This window comes from Amycolatopsis rubida (genome assembly GCF_900115345.1).
Classification (GTDB): Bacteria; Actinomycetota; Actinomycetes; order Mycobacteriales; family Pseudonocardiaceae; genus Amycolatopsis; species Amycolatopsis rubida.
The window spans coordinates 375041-392448 of sequence record NZ_FOWC01000004.1 but is presented as its reverse complement, the minus strand read 5'-3'; the positions used below and the strand labels follow the sequence as shown (position 1 = coordinate 392448).

The 17408-nt window shown below is 68.1% G+C and carries 17 protein-coding genes; 5 read left to right on the top strand and 12 right to left on the bottom strand.

What is annotated here, in order from left to right:
- Positions 1-4: 4 nt before the first annotated feature.
- The 3 genes from BM362_RS19445 to BM362_RS19435 are packed head-to-tail and all read left to right on the top strand — an operon-like array spanning position 5 to position 1990.
- Complete coding sequence (locus tag BM362_RS19445) at positions 5-811, top strand: ABC transporter permease (protein ID WP_067591368.1); 807 nt, start codon at positions 5-7, stop codon at positions 809-811.
- A 17-nt stretch (positions 812-828) separates the two neighbouring features.
- Positions 829-1032, top strand: a complete 204-nt coding sequence (locus tag BM362_RS19440) for an MbtH family protein (RefSeq protein ID WP_067591365.1) — start codon at positions 829-831, stop codon at positions 1030-1032.
- A gap of 1 nt (position 1033) precedes the next feature.
- On the top strand, positions 1034-1990 hold the full coding sequence (locus tag BM362_RS19435; protein ID WP_067591362.1) for an ATP-binding cassette domain-containing protein: 957 nt from the start codon (positions 1034-1036) through the stop codon (positions 1988-1990).
- 9 nt (positions 1991-1999) lie between these two features.
- Here the strand turns inward: BM362_RS19435 and BM362_RS19430 are convergent, their stop codons facing one another.
- The 9 genes from BM362_RS19430 to BM362_RS19390 all read right to left on the bottom strand — a co-directional run bounded on the left by BM362_RS19430 (position 2000) and on the right by BM362_RS19390 (position 11134).
- Positions 2000-3286 (bottom strand): MMPL family transporter, encoded by a 1287-nt coding sequence (locus BM362_RS19430; RefSeq protein WP_093574087.1) that lies wholly within the window; start codon positions 3284-3286, stop codon positions 2000-2002.
- Between the two features lie 119 nt (positions 3287-3405).
- Entirely contained in the window at positions 3406-4383 is a 978-nt protein-coding gene (gene sbnA / locus BM362_RS19425) for a 2,3-diaminopropionate biosynthesis protein SbnA (RefSeq protein ID WP_067591356.1), read from the bottom strand.
- On the bottom strand, positions 4383-5420 hold the full coding sequence (gene sbnB / locus BM362_RS19420) for a 2,3-diaminopropionate biosynthesis protein SbnB (protein WP_067591353.1): 1038 nt from the start codon (positions 5418-5420) through the stop codon (positions 4383-4385). Before sbnB ends, sbnA begins: the two co-directional genes overlap by 1 nt.
- Positions 5421-5456: 36 nt before the next feature.
- A complete protein-coding gene (locus BM362_RS19415) occupies positions 5457-6827 on the bottom strand; it encodes a preATP grasp domain-containing protein (protein ID WP_093574086.1) in 1371 nt (456 codons plus the stop codon).
- Positions 6828-6895: 68 nt separating this feature from the next.
- On the bottom strand, positions 6896-7630 hold the full coding sequence (gene fabG, locus BM362_RS19410; protein ID WP_067591348.1) for a 3-oxoacyl-[acyl-carrier-protein] reductase: 735 nt from the start codon (positions 7628-7630) through the stop codon (positions 6896-6898).
- Positions 7627-8703, bottom strand: coding sequence for a beta-ketoacyl synthase N-terminal-like domain-containing protein (locus BM362_RS19405; protein ID WP_093574085.1), 1077 nt, complete (start codon positions 8701-8703; stop codon positions 7627-7629). Before BM362_RS19405 ends, fabG begins: the two co-directional genes overlap by 4 nt.
- Complete coding sequence (locus BM362_RS19400; protein WP_067591342.1) at positions 8700-9953, bottom strand: beta-ketoacyl-[acyl-carrier-protein] synthase family protein; 1254 nt, start codon at positions 9951-9953, stop codon at positions 8700-8702. The genes BM362_RS19405 and BM362_RS19400 overlap by 4 nt, the downstream gene beginning before the upstream one ends.
- Before the next feature lie 5 nt (positions 9954-9958).
- Entirely contained in the window at positions 9959-10210 is a 252-nt protein-coding gene (locus BM362_RS19395) for an acyl carrier protein (RefSeq protein ID WP_037812007.1), read from the bottom strand.
- 171 nt (positions 10211-10381) lie between these two features.
- A complete protein-coding gene (locus tag BM362_RS19390; RefSeq protein ID WP_093574084.1) occupies positions 10382-11134 on the bottom strand; it encodes an AfsR/SARP family transcriptional regulator in 753 nt (250 codons plus the stop codon).
- Positions 11135-12515: 1381 nt separating this feature from the next.
- On the opposite strand from BM362_RS19390, the gene BM362_RS19385 reads away from it, so the two are divergent.
- Positions 12516-13160, top strand: a complete 645-nt coding sequence (locus tag BM362_RS19385; protein WP_167545368.1) for an NB-ARC domain-containing protein — start codon at positions 12516-12518, stop codon at positions 13158-13160.
- Positions 13161-13589: 429 nt separating this feature from the next.
- Positions 13590-14180, top strand: coding sequence for a tetratricopeptide repeat protein (locus BM362_RS19375; RefSeq protein ID WP_093574081.1), 591 nt, complete (start codon positions 13590-13592; stop codon positions 14178-14180).
- 201 nt (positions 14181-14381) lie between these two features.
- On the opposite strand, the gene BM362_RS19370 is transcribed toward BM362_RS19375, so the two are convergent.
- From BM362_RS19370 to BM362_RS19360, 3 genes are all read right to left on the bottom strand, one after another.
- Positions 14382-14804, bottom strand: coding sequence for a hypothetical protein (locus BM362_RS19370; protein ID WP_093574080.1), 423 nt, complete (start codon positions 14802-14804; stop codon positions 14382-14384).
- A 92-nt stretch (positions 14805-14896) separates the two neighbouring features.
- Positions 14897-16558 (bottom strand): alpha/beta hydrolase, encoded by a 1662-nt coding sequence (locus tag BM362_RS19365; RefSeq protein ID WP_093574079.1) that lies wholly within the window; start codon positions 16556-16558, stop codon positions 14897-14899.
- On the bottom strand, positions 16558-16860 hold the full coding sequence (locus BM362_RS19360) for a type VII secretion target (protein WP_167545367.1): 303 nt from the start codon (positions 16858-16860) through the stop codon (positions 16558-16560). The genes BM362_RS19365 and BM362_RS19360 overlap by 1 nt, the downstream gene beginning before the upstream one ends.
- Positions 16861-17408: the final 548 nt, after the last annotated feature.

Genomic DNA, 17408 nt, shown 5'->3' with positions numbered 1-17408 from the left:
CACAATGACCACCCCGACGGAGCCCCCACGGGCAATGGCCGCGGCCGTCGAAACACTCGCCCTGGCCGGTCGCCGGCTGACCCACCTGCGCAAAGTCCCCGGCCGGCTTCTCGCGATCACGTTGAATTCGCTGATCACGATGCTGGCCATCGGCTACGTCTTCAAAGGCGCGGTGAGCGTCGAAGGCGGCGGCAGCTATCCGGAGTTCCTCTTCCCGGCCGCGCTCATGCAGGTGGGCCTCGCCGGCATCGCACCGACCGCGATCGCGGTAGCGATGGACCTCAAAGGCGGGCTGACCGACCGGTTCCGTTCCCTGCCGATCTCCCGTCCCGCCGTGCTGTTCGGCCACACCATCGGCGACGCGCTGGTCGGCTTGGTCGCGCTGGCGATCGTCGCCGGGATCGGACTGGCGGTCGGCGGCCGCGTGCACGCCGGATTCCCCGCGCTGCTCGCCGGATTGGCCGTGCTCGCGCTCTTTCTCTACGTGATGATCTGGGTCGGCGTGCTGCTCGGGCTGTCCATGGGCAATCCCGAATCCATCGACGGCGTCGGCGCGGTGCTGACGCTCGGGCTCTCCTTCCTGTCCAACGCGTTCATGGCGGTCAGCCAGCTGCCGTCGTGGGTCCGGCCGATCGCCGAGTGGAACCCGGTCAGCTCCGTCACCACGCTGTGCCGCCAGCTGTGGGGCGTGCCGGTGCCCGCGGACAGTTCGTTCCCCGCCCAGCATCCCGGCGTCGTCGTCGCGGTGACGCTGGTCGTGCTCTTCGCCGCGGCGACCCTGCTGAGCTTCCGCCGTTACCGCCTCGCCTAACCGATCCGGAGTACGCAATGACAAACCCGTTTGACGACCAGAACGGCGCTTTCCTCGTCCTGGTCAACGACGCCAAGCAGTACAGCCTTTGGCCGTCCTTCGCGGAAATCCCGTCCGGCTGGCGGGTTTCGCTCGGGGAGAGCAGCCGTGAAGAAGCCCTCGCGCACATTTCGGGCCACTGGACCGATCTGTCGCCCGAGAACATCCGGGAAGCAGGCTGACATGACACCGCACGGAGAACTCGCGATCGAAGCCGAAGGGCTGCGCAAACGCTACGGCGACCACGAAGCGCTCGCCGGCGTCGACCTCGCCGTTCCGCCCGGCACCGTGCTGGGCTTGCTCGGCCCCAACGGCGCGGGCAAGACCACGACCGTCCGGATGCTCGCGACCCTGCTCCCGCCGGACGGCGGGAGCGCGCTGGTCGCCGGACACGACATCGTGCGGGAACGCAAACAGGTCCAGCGGCACATCGCCCTCGCGGGCCAGTACGCCGCCGTCGACGAACTGTTGACTGGCAGACAGAACCTGGTGCTGCTGGGCCGTCTTCTGCACCTCGGCCGTCGAGGAGCACGCGCCCGCGCCGGCGAACTGCTGGAGCGGTTCAACCTCGTCGAGGCGGCGGATCGGGCGGTCGGGACGTACTCCGGCGGAATGCGTCGCCGGCTGGACCTCGCGACCTGTCTCGTGGCGCGTCCCTCGGTGCTCTTCCTGGACGAACCGACCACGGGACTCGACCCGGCGAGCCGCATGGGCTTGTGGACGATGGTCCGCGAGTTGGTCAGCGAAGGCGTGACGGTCCTGCTCACCACGCAGTACCTCGAAGAAGCCGACTACCTCGCCGACCGGATCGTGGTCATCGACAAGGGCCGGAGCGTCGCGGAAGGAACCGCGGACGAACTCAAGCGCAAGGTCGGCCGGGAACGGCTGGAAGTCGCTGTCGCCCACCCCGAAGGTCTCGCGGACGCGGTGGCGGCGCTGACGCCGGTCGCGGTCGGCGTCCCGGTCGTCGACGAACGCCGGTGCAGCATCTCGCTCGAACTGCTCGACGAGAGCGGCGGAATCGCCGCGGCGGCGAGCGCGTTGCACGAACGCGGCGTCGCGCTGGCGGACTTCGCGCTCCGCAGGCCGACCCTCGACGAAGCCTTCCTCGACCTCACCGGGCACCCGACCACGGGGTGAGGCCCCGGCTCACTTTCGCGCAGCCCCCGGCCCGGTCCGCCGCCACCAGCGGACCGGGCCGGCTAGCGAGAGCAGCAAGGGAAGCAGCACCAACCGGATCACCAGCACGTCCATCGCCAGCGCCGCGGCGGCGGCCCAGCCGAACTCGCTCAGCTCGCCGGGGCCGGCGATCCCGAGCGCGCTGAAGATCCCGATCGACACCACGCTCGCGCTGGAGATCGCCACGGTGCCGCGCCGCAGTCCCTCCGCGAGCACGTGCTGCGGGGACATCCCGGTCAGCGCCTCGACACGGAAGTGGTGCAGCAGGCAGACATGCATGTCAGTCGTGGGCGCGGCGAGCACCGCCACCAGCGCCACTGGCAGCCAGGTCGGGGTCGGCGGATCCATGCAGGTGAGCATGGTCAGCGCGAAAAGCGCGGACAGTACGGAAAGCACCGCGGTCGTCAGTGCGACCACGACCGGCCGGAAAGCTGTGATCACTGCCAACGAGGTCAGCCCGATCAGCATCGCCAGCGGCAACGGCGGCAGCGCCGGCGATTCGAGGTAGCGGTAGACGACGTAGCCGAGTGCAGCGGCAGTGCAGGCCAGCGCGCCGATGAGCCCCGCCGCGTTGCGGTAACGCCAGGTCGCGGGCAGGCGGGCGACGAACCGGGGCAGCCAGTGCCACTGGAACGACCTCTTCACCGGAAGCGCGATCCGGGTCAGCAGCACCGGGAGCAACGTCAGCGCCGCGGCGGCCTCCACCAGAACGACCAGGACCACGGCTGCCGCCAATCGCATGACGTGCGGCTCCCCGGTCAGACACAACCCGGTCATCGCGGAAAGCATCGCGAGTCCGGTGACGAGCGCGGTCCGCCCGGCGGTCGAGGCGACGATCTGCGCGGTGTCGGACGCGTCGTGCTTGCCCGGCGGCATCTCCTGCCGCCTGCGGACCGCGAACAGCAGATGGTTGGCCGCGCTCGTGATGCCGGGCAGGAGAACGAGGTTCCAGCTGCCGAACGAACCCGCTCGTTCGGCGACCGCCATCAGCGCGCCGAGCGCGCCGACCCCGACGGTCGCGAGATATCCGAACGCGATCGCGGCCAGCCGCAGCGAACCCAGCACCAGCAACAACAGCAGTGCGGTGAGCAGGCAGCCGACCGTGAGGACGGAACCGGCGGGTGCCGCGGAGCTGCCGGTCGTGGCGGCGAGCCCTTCGCTCGCCGCCACGGCCAGGAACAGCAGCCACGCGCACAGGACCGGACCGGGGTGTCCGGCACACCAGCGCGCGAGACGGAGCAGAGGTAGCGTTCGCAATGCCGCACTCCTTGGGCCGCTTCAGGCCTCCCGCCGCGCAGGCGGCAAGCCGGACGGTCTAAGGATGGCTCCTCGTGATCGTGCGCACACTGGGCGTGGCACCTCGATTTCGAGTGGTACTAGCTCCCGAGCGCGGCGGGCGGGGCGAGCGCCGCGTCTCCGTAGAGGTCGGCCACCCACTGGTCGTGGTAAACCGTGTCCAGGTAGCGGTCGCCGAGATCGGGGGAGACCGCCACCGCGGTGAGGCTTTCGCCGTGCTCGTGCCGGTCGAGCCAGTTCAGCGCCCCGGCCACCACGGTGCCGGTCGAGCCGCCGAACAGGAACCCCGCCCGGACGAGCCTGCGGCACATGCGCACGGTGTCGAGTTCCGGCACGTGCACCACATCGTCCACATAGGACTCGTCGAGCAGCGCGGGCCGGACGCCGGTGCCGAGACCGGGGATCATCCGCGGGGCGGCCGGGGTTCCGAAGGTCACCGAACCCACGGTGTCGATGGCCACCACGCGCATTCCGGGGCAGTGCTCGCGCAGATACCGCGCGCAGCCCATCAGCGTGCCGGTCGTGCCCGCTCCGATGAACGCCACGTCGGCGCCCGGGAACGAGTTCGCGATCTGCGGTCCGGTGGTGCGGTAGTGCGCCTGCCAGTTTCCCGCGTTCGCGTACTGATTGAGCCACACCCGGTCGTCGCCCTCGGCGCACAGCCGCCGCACGTGCGCGATCCGCGCGCCGAGCAGCCCGTCTTCCGGATGCGGCTCGGTGATCACGTGCACCTCGGCGCCGAGCGTTTGCATCAGCTGCCGGGCACCGAGGGTGCAGCGTGAATCGGTGACGCAGATGAACCGGTAACCCCGGCTGGTGGCGACGAGGCTCAGCGCCACCCCGAGGTTGCCGGACGAACTCTCCACCAGGGTCGCGCCCGGCCTCAGCGTGCCGTCCAGTTCGGCCGCGTCGATCATCTCGGTCGCGGCCTTGATCTTGATCGAACCGGCGAAGTTGAAGCCCTCGCATTTGAGGTAGAGCGATCGCCCTGTACACCCGTTCAGATCGACGAACAGGTCCTCGACGTTGAACTCGTGCGGACTGGTGATGATCGGCATCAGCGCTGGCCGTAGCGGTCGAGTTCGAAGAAGAAGTCGCCGACCTCGTGCAGTTCGCCCCGGCGGCGCAGTTCGTCCAGGACGTGTTTGCCGACCGCGAGGTCCAGCACGCCGAGGCCGAACGGCGAGAACACCAGCGGCCGGTCAGCGTCCAGGGCGAGTGCCCCGGTCAGCACGTCGAAGAGGGTGCCGTCGAGGAAGTCGCGTCCGCCGGTGGCCTGTTCGGCCAGGTGCACCGAGGTGTTGGCCTTGAGGCAGTGCTCGACGTCGTCGACCACGTTGGCCGAGGCCAGGATGACCTCGGTGGACAGATCGCGCAGGGAGACGTTCAGCACGAGCGGGTTGTGGCTGAACCAGGCCGGATCGTGCACGTGCGGCTCCCCGGCCACGGTGGCGAACACGATCAGGTCGCTGCCGCGGATCAGTTCCTCGGCGCTTTCGCGCACCGCGATCCCGCTCGCGCCGGTGCTCTCCAGGTAGCCCCGGAAGCCGGCGGCGTGCTCGGCGGAGAGGTCGAACACCGCGGTCTCGTCGAAGTCCCAGCCGGTGCCGAGCAGGAACCGGTGCACGTAACGCGCGATGAGCCCGGTGCCGACGAACCCGAGCCGCCGCGGCCGTTCGCCGCGCCTGCTGAGCCAGTCGGCCGCCAGCGCCGCCGACGCCGCGGTCCGGCTGGCGCTGATGATCGAGCTTTCCATGCAGGCCAGCGGGTAACCGGTCGCCTGGTCGTTGAGGATCAGCACGGCCGAGGCGCGCGGCAGCCCGGTGCGGACGTTCTCCGGGAAACTGGAGATCCACTTGACCCCGTCCACCGCGACCTCCCCGCCGACCGAGGCGGGCAGCGCGATGATCCGCGCGGACGGCCGGTCCGGGAACCGGAGGAAGTAGGAGGGCGGGTTGACGGTCGCCTGCTGCCCGTGCAGCCGGTAGGCCGCCTCGATCAGTTCGGCCAGCTGCTTCTCGGCGCCGTCGAGCACCTGGTGCACCTGTGCTCCGGACACGACGGCGAACTCCGGAACGGTAGCGGTTTCGGTCACAGCACTTCCTTATTCTTCGGCTGGGCGGAAATGGGGCTAGTCCTGCTGCAGGACGGCCAGCGCGCGTTCGACCCGCGCGTCGATCCGGTCGACCTCGGCGACCGAATCCCCGATGAGCACGCCGTAGAGGCGGCCGGCGAACGGGGCCCCGTCCGCGGTCTGCGCGCCGGCGTTGACGGTGGCGAAGTTGTTCACCAGCAGGCCGCTGCCCGCGCCGTCGAAAAGCAGGTCGCCGAGCACCTCGCGGAACCGGTCGAAGCCGACGCTGGTGCCGAGCCGCAGCGAGTAGTGCCGGGCCATCGCGGTCTCGCCCGCGGTGACGAAGCGTTCCTGGATCGGCACCTGATAGGTGGACATGTTGTTGCGGGCGTTGATTTCCAGCACCGGGAAGATGCCGCCGTCCGGTTCGACGATCGCGTCCACTCCGACGACGCCGTAGTAGCCGTCGGCGGCGAGCTGCCCGCCGAGCGCCTGCGCCGCGGACCGGATGGTCTCCAGCTGCGCCTCGTCCAGCCGCGGCGGGATCCGGTGCCCCTTGTGGACGCCGTTCTCGGTGATCAGCTCCTTGACGAAGTCGAAATGCACCGAACCGTCGCGGCTCACGGTGAACTGGTAGTTGAGGTCGGCGCGCTTGTCGACCCACTCCTCGACGACGAACGCGATCCGGTCCCGGCCCTTCCGGCGGGCGGTCGCGGAGATCATCCGGCGCAACCGGTCGAGACGGCGTTCGTCGGAGACCACCGAGATCCCCTTGCCGGAAACCCCGAACGCCTCCTTGACGACGACCTTTCGCCCGGTGGCGAGCACGGCGGCGGCCTCGGTGACGGCCTCGTCGAGCAGGTCGAGCGTGTCGCACGCCCAGCCGTTCGGCTGCCGCAACCCGAGCTTCGTCGCGATGCGGCGGCTGTAGATCTTGCTGTTCACCGCCTTGCACCGAGCCGCGTCCGGAGCGGCCAACGGCAACCCAGTCGCAGTAGACAGTTCTTCTTCCACCGCGGAGACACCGTGCGCGAGCAGACACGCTTCATCGGTGCGCAACGCGGACAGCGCGGCGATCAACCACGGATCGTGCAGCGCGTCCTGGCTGACCGTGCGCGCCGGATCCGGGTCCGCGATCACGTGGATCTGCGGCAGGTCGAGACCGAGCCCTTCCAGATAGCCGCGGTAACCGGGGTCGGGCGCGTGCTTGAGCACCACGTGGTCCCGCTTCCCGCCCAGCAGCAACGCGAACTCGTCCATGCTGTTGACGACCGCCATGCCGCCCGGGGCGGACACCCGGGGCAGCCCCTGCTCGTCGACCGCCCACTGCTCTTCGACCTCGAAGTTGCCGACGAACACCAGCGGGCGGTCGGCCGTGCCCAGAACCGCGGTCTTGAGCCGCGGGATGAAACCGTTGTCGGCGCTCATGACGTCCTTTCGCCAGCGCACGGATAGGACGCGGCACGCGCTGCCAGCGCTGCCGCGGGAGAGAGCAGCTAGACGACGAAGCCGCCGTCGACCTCGAAGACGCTGCCGGTGATGTAGGAAGCGCGGTCGGAAACCAGGAACGACACCAGGTCCGCGACCTCTTCCGGCTTGCCGAACCGGCGCAGCGGGACAGCCCGCAGCATCTTCTCGCGAGTCGCTTCGCTGAGCTTGCCGAGCATGTCGGTCTCGATCAGGCCCGGCGCGACGGAGTTGACCCGCACCCCGTACCGGCCGACTTCCTTGGCCAGCGCCTTGGTGAAGCCGAGCACGCCGCTCTTGGCCGCCGAGTAGTTGGTCTGCGTCGGATTGCCGTGCACACCGGACACCGAGGACAGCGTCACGACGCTTCCGGCGCGGCGTTTGATCATCCGGAACACCGCGGGGCGGCACGCGTGGAAGACGCCGTCGAGATTGGTGCGCAGGACACTCGACCAGTCCGGTTCGGCCATCAGCGCGAGCGAACCGTCCCGGGTGATCCCGGCCGAGGTGACCAGCGCGTCCGGCGGCCCGAACTCGTCGGCCGTGCGCTCCACCCATGCCGTGACCGCCTCGCCGTCGGCGACGTCGACCTGAGTCGCCTCGACGCGCACGCCCAGGTCGAGGACTTCCTTGACGAGAACGTCCGCTGCGGTCTGGTTGCTGTGGTAGCAGAAAGCGACGTCGAACCCGTCCTGTGCCAGGCGGAGCACGACCGCCCGGCCGATCCCGCGGGAGCCGCCGGTCACGAGCGCGGTTCTGCTCATCGCGCACCGCCGAGCTGCAGCAGCGCACAGGCCACCGAACCGTCGTCATCGCAAGCGGTCACGACGATGTGGTCCTGGTCGCCGTGGTCGGCGCCGTCGGCGATGCTGAGCACCGACGCCAGACCGAACAACGCGGTCGCCGCCGAGGTGTCGCCGATGAGATCCACCGGCGGCACGCGATCCGTCACTTCGTCTCCGAACAGCTGCCGCAGCGTGGCGTCCTCGGGACGGTCCGATCCCGCCGGGAAGCCACTGCCGACCGCCGCCCACACTTGGTCCGCGTTGACGCCAGACCGTTTCAGCAGCGAGGACACGGTGGCGTGCAAGGTTCCGGCGAGGTCACCGTCGAGGCAGATCCGCGAGTCGATGCCGGTCAGTGTCGCCAGCACGGTGCGCGGATTGGCCGAGTCCGCCGGTTCGAGCAGGAACATCGCACAGCCTTCGCCGAGCGTCGCCGCTCCGCCGCGCCGGTGGTGTTCAAGCCAGGACCGCGCGTCGGAATGCTCCTCGGCCGCACCGCACAACACCTGAGCCGCACGTTCGGTCATCAGCAGCCGGCGCGCGTAGTTCAACGCCTGCAACCCAGTGGTGCGCCCCGCGGCGATCGTCGCGTTGGGCCCCTTGAGCCCGTGCCAGATCGCGGCCTGCCCCGCCGCGCAGTTCATCACGGTGCCGGGGACCGCGGCGGGTTCGACGTGGTCGGGCTGTTCGCCGGTGATCGACGCGCGGGTCAGGTCCATCATGCTCTGCGCACTGCCGGTCGTGGTGCCGAGCACGAAACCGATGTGCTCGCGGTCGCCGTCCGGGGCCAGTTCCATGTCGGCGAGCAGCTGCTGCGCCGCCGCGACGGTCAGCCCGCTGACCCGGTTCATCGCCCGGGTCTTCTTGCGGCCGAACCTCTCGCGCACGTCGAAGCTGGGCACGACGGCCGCCGGGTCGTTCGGCCCGCCCGGTTCGACGGTGGGCTCGCGCCGGGAGCGAACGCCCTCGGCGAACGCTTCCCGGCCGTAGCCGAAGGGGGAGATGGCGGTCCAGGCCGAGATGACCGGACGGCGCCGAGCCGGTGCGGTCACCGTACGGCCTCCTCTCGGGGTTGCCGCTCGTACCGGCCGAGCAGGACCACGGCGTTGTTGCCGCCGAAGGCCCAGCCGTTGTTCTGCACGATGTCGAGGTCGGCGTCGACGGATTCGTTGGGCACGCAGTCCACCGGGCAGTCCGGGTCGGTGTCGCGGTGGTTGATGGTGGGCGGGATGAACTGCTCGGTGAGCGCGATCGAACAGCCGATCGCGGCCAGCGCGCTCGCCGCGCCCATCGAGTGCCCCAGCATGGATTTCATCGACACGGTGCGCGGCGGCTTCGGCCCGAAGAGGTCGCGGATCGCCGCGGACTCGGTCATGTCGTTGGCTTTGGTCCCGGTGCCGTGCGCCGAGATCAGGTCGATTTCGGCGGGTTTGACCCCGGCGTCGGCCAGCGCCAGCTCCATGCAGCGGGCGATCCCGGCCTGATGCGGCGCCACCGGATGGTGCGCGTCGCAGGACATGCCGTACCCCAGCACTTCCGCGTAGATCCGGGCGCCGCGGGCGAGCGCGGAGTCGAGGCTCTCCAGCAGAAGAATGCCCGCGCCCTCGCCGGTGAGGATGCCCATCCGGTTGCGGTCGAAGGGACGGCAGCAGTCCGGGGCGATGCTGCGCAACCGGTAGAACGAGGTGAACGTCTTGCGGCACAGCGCATCGGCGCCGCCGCAGAGGGCGAACTCGGCGTCCCCGCACCGGATCGCGTCGAGCGAGTTGCCGATGGCGTAGTTCCCCGCCGAGCACGCCGTCGCGATGGTCCCGGTCTCGACGTCGGTCAGTTCGAGTTCGCGCGCGATCGACGTGGCCAGCCGTCCCGCGGAGGTGCGGCGCACCAGCTTCGGGTCGAGACCGGCCAGCCCGGCGGAGAGTTCCCGCGCCACGAGACCGTCGAGTTCGTGCGCCTCGCCGTCGGTGCTGCCCACCGAGACCAGCGTGCGCGCGGCGCGAAGGGTTTCCAGCGGCAGCCCTGAATCCTCGACGGCGAGGCGGGCGGCCGCGGTGGAGAACCGGCTCGCCCGGCCGAGATCGCCGGGGTCGAGCGTGCGGATCCACCGGGCGGGCTCGAAGTCGGCGACCTCGCAGCCGTTGTCGTGGGCGAACCCGGTGGTGTCGAACACCGAGATCGGCCGGACGTTGCTGCGCCCGGCGCGCAGTGCCGAGGTGAACTCCCGGACCCCGATGCCGATGCTCGACACGACACCGCATCCGGTGATGACCACCCGTCGTCCGATACTGGTCGGCTGCGACATGTCCGCTACCAGCTCGCGGATTCCGAGACGACCTCGTACACCGCGCGCAGGTTGGTCATCCGGGCGAACTGGGCCTGGTCGATCGTGACGCCGAACTTCTTCTCCAGCGCGGCCAGCACGTCCATCAGCGACAGCGAATCGGCCTCGTGGTCGTCGGCGAAATCGCTGGTTTCGGTGAGCTCCGCGTCGTCGAGTTCGAGGTGCGTGCAGACGATCTCGCGGATCTGCTGCATGCGTTCGGAGACGGCTGTCGTCATGGGGGTCACTTCCGATCGTCTGGGACCGTTGCAAGGGATCGGCCCGAAAACTAGCGGCGAGCGGTGACACCCTTCTGACAGCGCCCTGACGCGGCGGGCCCCGTAGGCGCGGTGTCAGCAGGCGGTCATCGGGGACTGCCATGCTGACGCCGTGGAAGAGAAAACGACGGTTCAGTCGAGAACCTGGTCCTGCATCAGGATGGACTGGTACAGCCGGCGCAGCCCCGGTCCGGGCTCCAGCCCGAGTTCGGCGCTCAGCCACTTCCGGGTGCTGTGGAAAACGGAGACCGCCTCACCCTGCCTGCCGTCGCGGTAAAGCGAGATCATCAGGTACTCGCTGAGCCGCTCGCGGGCCGGGTTCTCCGCGACGAGTTGTTTCAGATCGTGGGAAAGCCCATGATGTTCCCCGACCTGAAGACGTGCGGAGATCAGGTCCTCCTGCACAGTGAGCCGATGCTCGTTGAGCTGCCCGGCGGCCATCCGGCAGCGAGTGCAATCGGCCACGTCGAGCAATGCGGGCCCGCGCCAGAGCCGCAGTGCTTGTTCGAAGGCCGTGATGGCACCACGCGGATCCTGCCCGAGCAGCGTGGCACCACGCTGTGCCAAGGCGGAAAACCGATGCGCGTCGACGGCCTCGGCAGGCACGGTCATCAGATACCCGCTGCTGACCGTGCGCACCACCTCGCGCTCGCCGGTCACGTTGAACACGAGCTTCCGCAACCGCGCGATGTTGGCCTGCAAAGCATTGCGCACGTTGGAGACCGGTTTGTCGGCCCACAGCTCGTCCGCGAGCGTGTCCAGGGACAACGGAACCCCCGGCGACAACGCCAGCAACGCCAGCACAGTCCGCACCTTTCGCGACGCGACTCCGTGTCCGCGGCCGGCTTGCCTGAGCGTGACCGATCCCAATAGCTCAATTTCCATATCTACCCCTGAGGAAAAATAGCCCGTCTCAAGTGACCCCACGCACCGAGCTGTCGGCCGAGCCGAGCATGTCAGACATTGAAAAGACGGTCTACCTCCGATCGGGGTAATGCGTTGGCGTCATGCGCGACAGTTTCTCGTCGGCAATAGGCAGGCCGTTCCCATTTGTCGCCTCCGACCTCCCGATGGTGGTGCTGGCACCAGGTGCGACAGTGGTGCTACCTCCACCAGAAGGGCCTTCTTCGGCGAATACCTTGTCGTACTCGCCGGTACGGTGTTGGATCAATTATCGCGGCCGGGGTGGAGCTGCGTTTTTCGGAATGGGGTGAGTTCTATTTGCAGTTCCGGGCAACATTTCTGCCCGTTGCTGCCGAGTTGACGAAAGGTTATTTATTAGCGAGCTGGCGACGCAGAGTGTTTCTGTTGTTCCCCAGCGTCGCTCCACGGCATTCGGCATCATGAACGCCGCCGCCCGACTGCTGGGACACAATCCCGCTTTTGCGCCAGTGTGCAATCCGCGGCATCGACTGGCCGGGTCGTGACCGGGGAATTTTGCGAACTTCCGCACTTTCGACGGAGTCACCTCTGCGCGCGGCCGATCCCCGCCTTCCCCCGAGACGCATCCGGCCCCAGTCCACGTCTCGTCCCCCGGAGAAGTCGCGAACCACCGCACCGATCTTCGCGCTGGAGCGACCCAGCCCGGTGCGAGCCCAACCGGACGAGCCGGAACGGGATCCCGCGACGACCAACGCCGCGCCCATCTTCTCCCTGCCCCCGTCTGCCCCGATCTCCAGCACTAACTGCCATGCGCCTTCCATCGCCCGCCGGAGACAATCCGGAAGCCGGTCTCCGCGCGAAAAGCCCCCCGCCTATCAGCTCCACGCCGTCGCTGCCGGATCACGCCCAGCTGGCGATGCTCCGCACCACGCCCCAGCGCCGCCAGCTAGCTCCGCGCGTTAGCCACCAAACGGCACGAATCGGCGTTTCCCCAACCGCGCTTCCTCGATGACCGTGGTCGAGTCCATGAACCGGCTGCCAGCCAACGCCATCCACATGCCGCCACCTAACCCAAGACGACCCTCCGGCCAGCAGACGCGCGAGTTCCGTACCCCCGCTCGACACTTCTGCCCTGCCAGCCAGCTGACCCCTTCCCCCGCGACCACACCTGGTCCCCACCCGGATGCGGCAACCGCCCCAGGCGGGCCTCTGCGTTGCGAGAAGAACTGGGCACCTGCCCGAGACGCGGCAGAATTACGCGCCTTAGCCGTAGTGAGCCCGCTAGCCGCCACCACGACAACCAGTACGGACCTGTCGCCGGCAGCCGTGGCCTAAAGGGCCACCTGCTGCAGCTTTTCAAAGACGCGCGGACACGGTGCGCGCGTTGGAGCAGGCGCTGGAACACGGGGATGCTGCGGTGCTGACCGGCCGACCCTGGCCGCACACCGGCGTGGTGTCGGGGCTGGGAGGGGCCGGCAAGACACAGGTTGCTCTGGACTACGCCGAGCGGTGGTGGGCGGCAGCCGAAGCGGGAGTGTGGGTCTGGGTGACGGCGGCGTCGCGGGAGGCGGTGGTGTCCAGCTACGCCCGCGTGGCCGCAGATTTGACCGGAGTCGAGGACCCGGATCCCGAGCAGGGTGCGCGACGGTTGCTGGAATGGCTCGCCGCCGCCTCGGCGCGGTGGCTGATCGTGCTGGATGATGTTCAGAACCCGGCTGACCTGCGGGTTTTGTGGCCGCCGGCCAGTGCGAGCGGGTGGGTGGTGGTGACCACTCGCCGCCGCGACGCCGCGCTGCGGACGCAAGGTCGACGCCTGGTCGAGGTCGACGTGTTCACTGCGGAAGAAGCGGCGGCCTATTTGCGCACGGCGCTGGCCGACCAGCCGCACCTGGTCGAGGGCTCGGCTGAGTTGGCGGTCGAGTTGGGGTGTCTGCCGTTGGCGCTGGCGCAAGCCGTGCGTACATGCTGGACTGGGACCTGTCCTGCGCTGACTATCGCAGCCGTTGGAAGGATCGCCAGCGCCGCCTGACGTCGCTGCTGCCCGAGTCTGAGGGGCTGCCCGACGATCACCGCGCCACGGTGGCGACCACATGGTCGTTGTCGGTGGAGCAAGCCGACCGGCTGGAACCGGCGGGGGTTGCTGGAGGTGTCCAGTGTGCTGGGCCCCAACGGCATTCCCTCCGCGCTGTTCGCGTCCTCCGCAGTCGTCCAGTTCGTTGCGGCTCGTACGGGAGGCGAGGCCGCCGCGGAGCTTGCGCGGGACGGACTGGGGTGCCTGCACCGGTTGAATCTGATCACCCGCGACCTGCGGCAGGGGATTGTGCGGATGCACGCAATGGTTCAGCGCGCTACCTGCGACGCATTGCCGAGCGGACGGTGTCGGGACCTGGCGCGGACGGCAGCAGACGCGCTCCTGCAGATCTGACCGAACGACGAACGGGACGCACTGCTGGGACAGATGCTGCGTGCCAACGCCGCCGCGCTCGCCGAGACGGGAAGCGACCACCCGTGGGAGCCTGCCGGGCACGAGGTATTTCGGCGTGCAGGGAAGAGCCTGGGCAACATCGGATTGGCCGCCGACGCCAGGGAACACTTCCAGCGCCTCTGCACCACCGTCACACGCCAGCTGGGCCCGGACCACCCTGACACGTTGACCACACGCCACAGCCTCGCGACCTGGCGCGGCCTGGCAGGCGATCCGGCCGGTGCTGTCTCCGAGTTCGAGGAGCTGTTGTCGGACCAGCTGCGCGTGCTGGGCCCGGACCACCCCGATACCTTGAACGGCAGCGCCGCCCTCGCGAACTCGCGCGGCCTGGCGGGCGACCCTGCCGGTGCCGCGGCCGCGTCCGAAGAACTCCTTGCCAACCAGTTGCGCGTTCTAGGCCAGGAACACCCTCATACGTTGGCAGCCCGCGCCGCCCTCGCGACCTGGCGCGGCCGGGCAGGCGACCCGGCCGACGCTGTATCCGCATTGGAAGAGCTGCTGGCAGACCGACTCCGCCTGGCGAGCCCGGACGACCACCAAGTACGACAACTCACAACAGTCTAGCGCGTGTTATGCCTGCGGTACCTGACCGTCCAGCGGACCACCCGAACCGCGCCGAGTTTGTGCGCTGACGTCGACTGCGAAAGCCACGCCTTATCTCTTGGGGAACGTGCGTGCGGCTATTCGGATGTGGGGAACAGGTCAACTCTCCTGGTCGAGAGCCCGCCCTCGTTCATGCCCCTCTTACGCGGAGCTGCTTCGAGGTCACGATGCAGGTTCGGGCGTGCCGTTGGGCCAGACGCACGGGGAACTTGCACCGATGTTCAGGCGCTCCTTGTTCGGGCCGGTCGCAGTGCCTTCAAGGCTCATGAGGTAGCCGTCACGCTGAGCATTAGCGAATAGGTCTCGTGGACGGCTGTCGGTTTCAAGTGACCAGCCATTCTCGCTCCACCACTTTTTAAGGTTATCGTAGTACTTATTGTTTTGAGAACGATCGGGTCCATCCACCCAGAAGTCGGCGCTTACGCTGACTTGGCCCGTTGGCTGGTTGGAATCATCAGTGCATGGCCTTGACTGGAGCGGGCTATCCGCAAGTTTGTACCCGGCAGGGAAGATTGCAGCCGCGGCAGCGTGCACTGCGGCCTGTGCTTTTTCTCGCGCTTGATCGGCGGTGTCTGTCGGCTGCATGGACGCTCCTCCGCAGGCGGTCAGTGTCAGCAGGATTAAACTCGACGCAGCAATCGATAAGCGCCGATTTGGGTTGCGAGTGTGATTCCAGTTCATGGTTTGTTTCCGGCGATGATGTTGCCCATGCTGCGCAAGGAGGAGGACCGATCTTGCCAGTAGTCGCTGTGGGAAGTAAGCGGATTGCCAGCGTCGGAGTTGAATGTTTGTCCACCGAACCAGTCAGTGGTGGGGTCGGGGCCGAGGGGGTCGACGTTGTCAAGTCCGATGTCAGGTCCGTCGAAGTTTGTGAGAGCAGGGATGGGGTCGGTGACGGATTTAGTGGAGTAGACGTGCTGCCCGACTTGGTCTTGCGGGATTCCGTCGAGATGGAGCTGGTTCGCGTGGTCTACGCCGACGCCGGGGCTGGCGACCATGACGACGTTGTTGGCGGGCAAGCCGAGGTCGCGGGCGGTCTGGCCGACGACCGTGGTGCCGTAGCTGTGTCCGATCACGGTGCTGTTCATAGGGCCGTGATGGGCGGCTCCGAGCCCGCCTTGGAAGTCGCGGAGTGGGTGTTCGGCGTTGTTGGCGAAGCCCGTGCTTGCGGCGTCGGGGACGATGCTCTGTGGCGCGTCATATCCGACCCAGGTAATCACGGACGTCGAGGGCGATCCCGCTTTGTTCGCCGCGGCCAACATCGCGTCTGAGCGATAGATGTCGGTGGCCATGCCATGGTTAAGTCCGGCGGTGGTGCCGGGGACGTAGGTCGCGACGTTGGCGGCACTATCTGGGTCGCCGATGGCGACGATGGCTTGCCCGGAGTTAGCGGAGTTGATGCCCAGCAGGTATGCGGTGGGCTGCCCGGGCAAGGCATGGTCGAGGCGGTTCTTAATCTGGTCCATGCCGGTGATCTTGCTGTTCAGCGCGTCTAGTTGTCGGTCCAGGGATATGTATTCTTCCTGCTGTTGCGGATCACTGCGTTTCATTCCGTCCAGCCGGTGGCGGATGTCGTCCCGCTGGTGCTGCAAGTCCTGGTAATCGCGGTCGAGGGAAATCCGGTTCGCGCGGTCGCGGTCGACTGCGGGCAGGCCGTTCATCGCCCCGATCGCGCCGGGTCGGTCGCGGATGAGAATGTTCCGTCCCGCTGCGGAGAGGGTGGCCCACCATGCGGCGTTTTGCGACGGGGTCGCGTTGGGCGGTGGTTCGGGCAGTGTGAGACCAGGGTCTTTCACGCCGTCTGCGGCAGCGGCGGCGATAGTGGATTCGTCTCCAGTGCCGAACTGACCGGCCGCTGCGCGGTCGAGCACTGACGCGAGGTCGGCATCGATGTCGTTCGCGGTGCGCAGGATCTGCGCGACCTCGTCGGTCAACTGCGCCTCTGCGCGTGCCCGGTCTTGAGGATGCAGCTCAGGCGGCGGCTGACCTGCGTAGATGCAGACGATCGCGCCGTCTGCGGTGATCGCGAACCCGTACTTGCGGGCCAGTTCATCGGCATTCTTCAGCGCGCTCTGGACTCCCAAGATGGTGTCGGCTGCCTGTCCGATGGCTTTGCCCAGCGCGGCGGCTCCGGCGGCGATCGTGTCGAGTTGCCGCATCAACGCGCAGTGCTGGCCGGCCGCGTTGTCGGCGGCAGGCCCGGTCCAGCACTCGACCGGCAAGACCTTGCCGTAGTCGTCCCCGTCATTGACGAGGACCTGCGTCCGGGCTTGCAAGAGTGAGCAGATTTCGTCCAACGCGCCATGATTCCATGCGCGGACATCGGCGAGCGACACCATCAGCCCGGCCCATGCATCGTCGGCGCGACAGACGGGAACACCCCGGCGGCCGTGTGGTCGCCCTGTTGATACCGGTCGGCTGCTACGCCGAGGTTATCGGCGAGACGCTGGGCTTCTGTGCACCATTCGGTGAAGGTGGCGGACAAGGCGTCCTGACAGTGCGCGGCGGCAGGCGCTGCGCATCCGCCGGGCATCGCGCCTGCCACCCGGCCGACCGGCTCCGCGTAATTCGTGCCGCGCAGACTGCCCACCTTCTCGCCAGCGGCGCTGCGTGCCCCGCGCAGGGCGTCTGGCACCGTCATGAAACCCATACTCGATCCCTCCCCGTGACCATTCCGTCACAGGATATGGGACCAAAGACCAGGCTATACACGACTGTGGGCTCAGTCGGGTGAACCTACCCGCGCACTCAGGCGCAACTACTCAAGAGGCGGATGAGTAGTTCTACTCATCCCCAGCTTGCTCGCCGCCGGATTCCCGGAGTTCGGGCAGTTGCGCAGTGAGCGAGTCCAGGCACTCCGCGAGCGATGCTCCGATTCGAGGCGGCACCGCGCGCGCGGTTACTTCTCGCATGCGTTGTTGACCGCGCCCCTCGGCAGGGCGCGGGGCATCCAGTCGCGTGGCGTCGAGCTTGGATAGGTCAGCTCGCGTGGCGGCTTGCAATTCGGAGATCGGGGAGGGATTCCCTTCGGCTGACCAGTTCGCACATATCGTCGACGACTAGGTGGAATGGGCACGAGGACTGATCGGGCGACGTGATTCTGGTCGGCGACAGCTTGTGGGACTCTGGACCGGCGGGCGAAGACACGACGGACGCTCTGAGCGCAAACGGCGTTGCGATGAAGGCCGC

Coding starts and splice junctions, on each gene's coding strand:
- BM362_RS19445 (WP_067591368.1), top strand. CDS start 5: ATGACCACCCCGACGGAGCCCCCACGGGCAATGGCCGCGGCCGTCGAA.
- BM362_RS19440 (WP_067591365.1), top strand. CDS start 829: ATGACAAACCCGTTTGACGACCAGAACGGCGCTTTCCTCGTCCTGGTC.
- BM362_RS19435 (WP_067591362.1), top strand. CDS start 1,034: ATGACACCGCACGGAGAACTCGCGATCGAAGCCGAAGGGCTGCGCAAA.
- sbnA (WP_067591356.1), bottom strand. CDS start 4,383: ATGCCGATCATCACCAGTCCGCACGAGTTCAACGTCGAGGACCTGTTC.
- BM362_RS19415 (WP_093574086.1), bottom strand. CDS start 6,827: ATGAGCGCCGACAACGGTTTCATCCCGCGGCTCAAGACCGCGGTTCTG.
- fabG (WP_067591348.1), bottom strand. CDS start 7,630: ATGAGCAGAACCGCGCTCGTGACCGGCGGCTCCCGCGGGATCGGCCGG.
- BM362_RS19400 (WP_067591342.1), bottom strand. CDS start 9,953: ATGTCGCAGCCGACCAGTATCGGACGACGGGTGGTCATCACCGGATGC.
- BM362_RS19395 (WP_037812007.1), bottom strand. CDS start 10,210: ATGACGACAGCCGTCTCCGAACGCATGCAGCAGATCCGCGAGATCGTC.
- BM362_RS19390 (WP_093574084.1), bottom strand. CDS start 11,134: ATGGAAATTGAGCTATTGGGATCGGTCACGCTCAGGCAAGCCGGCCGC.
- BM362_RS19375 (WP_093574081.1), top strand. CDS start 13,590: ATGCTGCGTGCCAACGCCGCCGCGCTCGCCGAGACGGGAAGCGACCAC.
- BM362_RS19370 (WP_093574080.1), bottom strand. CDS start 14,804: ATGCAGCCGACAGACACCGCCGATCAAGCGCGAGAAAAAGCACAGGCC.
- BM362_RS19365 (WP_093574079.1), bottom strand. CDS start 16,558: ATGGTGTCGCTCGCCGATGTCCGCGCATGGAATCATGGCGCGTTGGAC.
- BM362_RS19360 (WP_167545367.1), bottom strand. CDS start 16,860: ATGACGGTGCCAGACGCCCTGCGCGGGGCACGCAGCGCCGCTGGCGAG.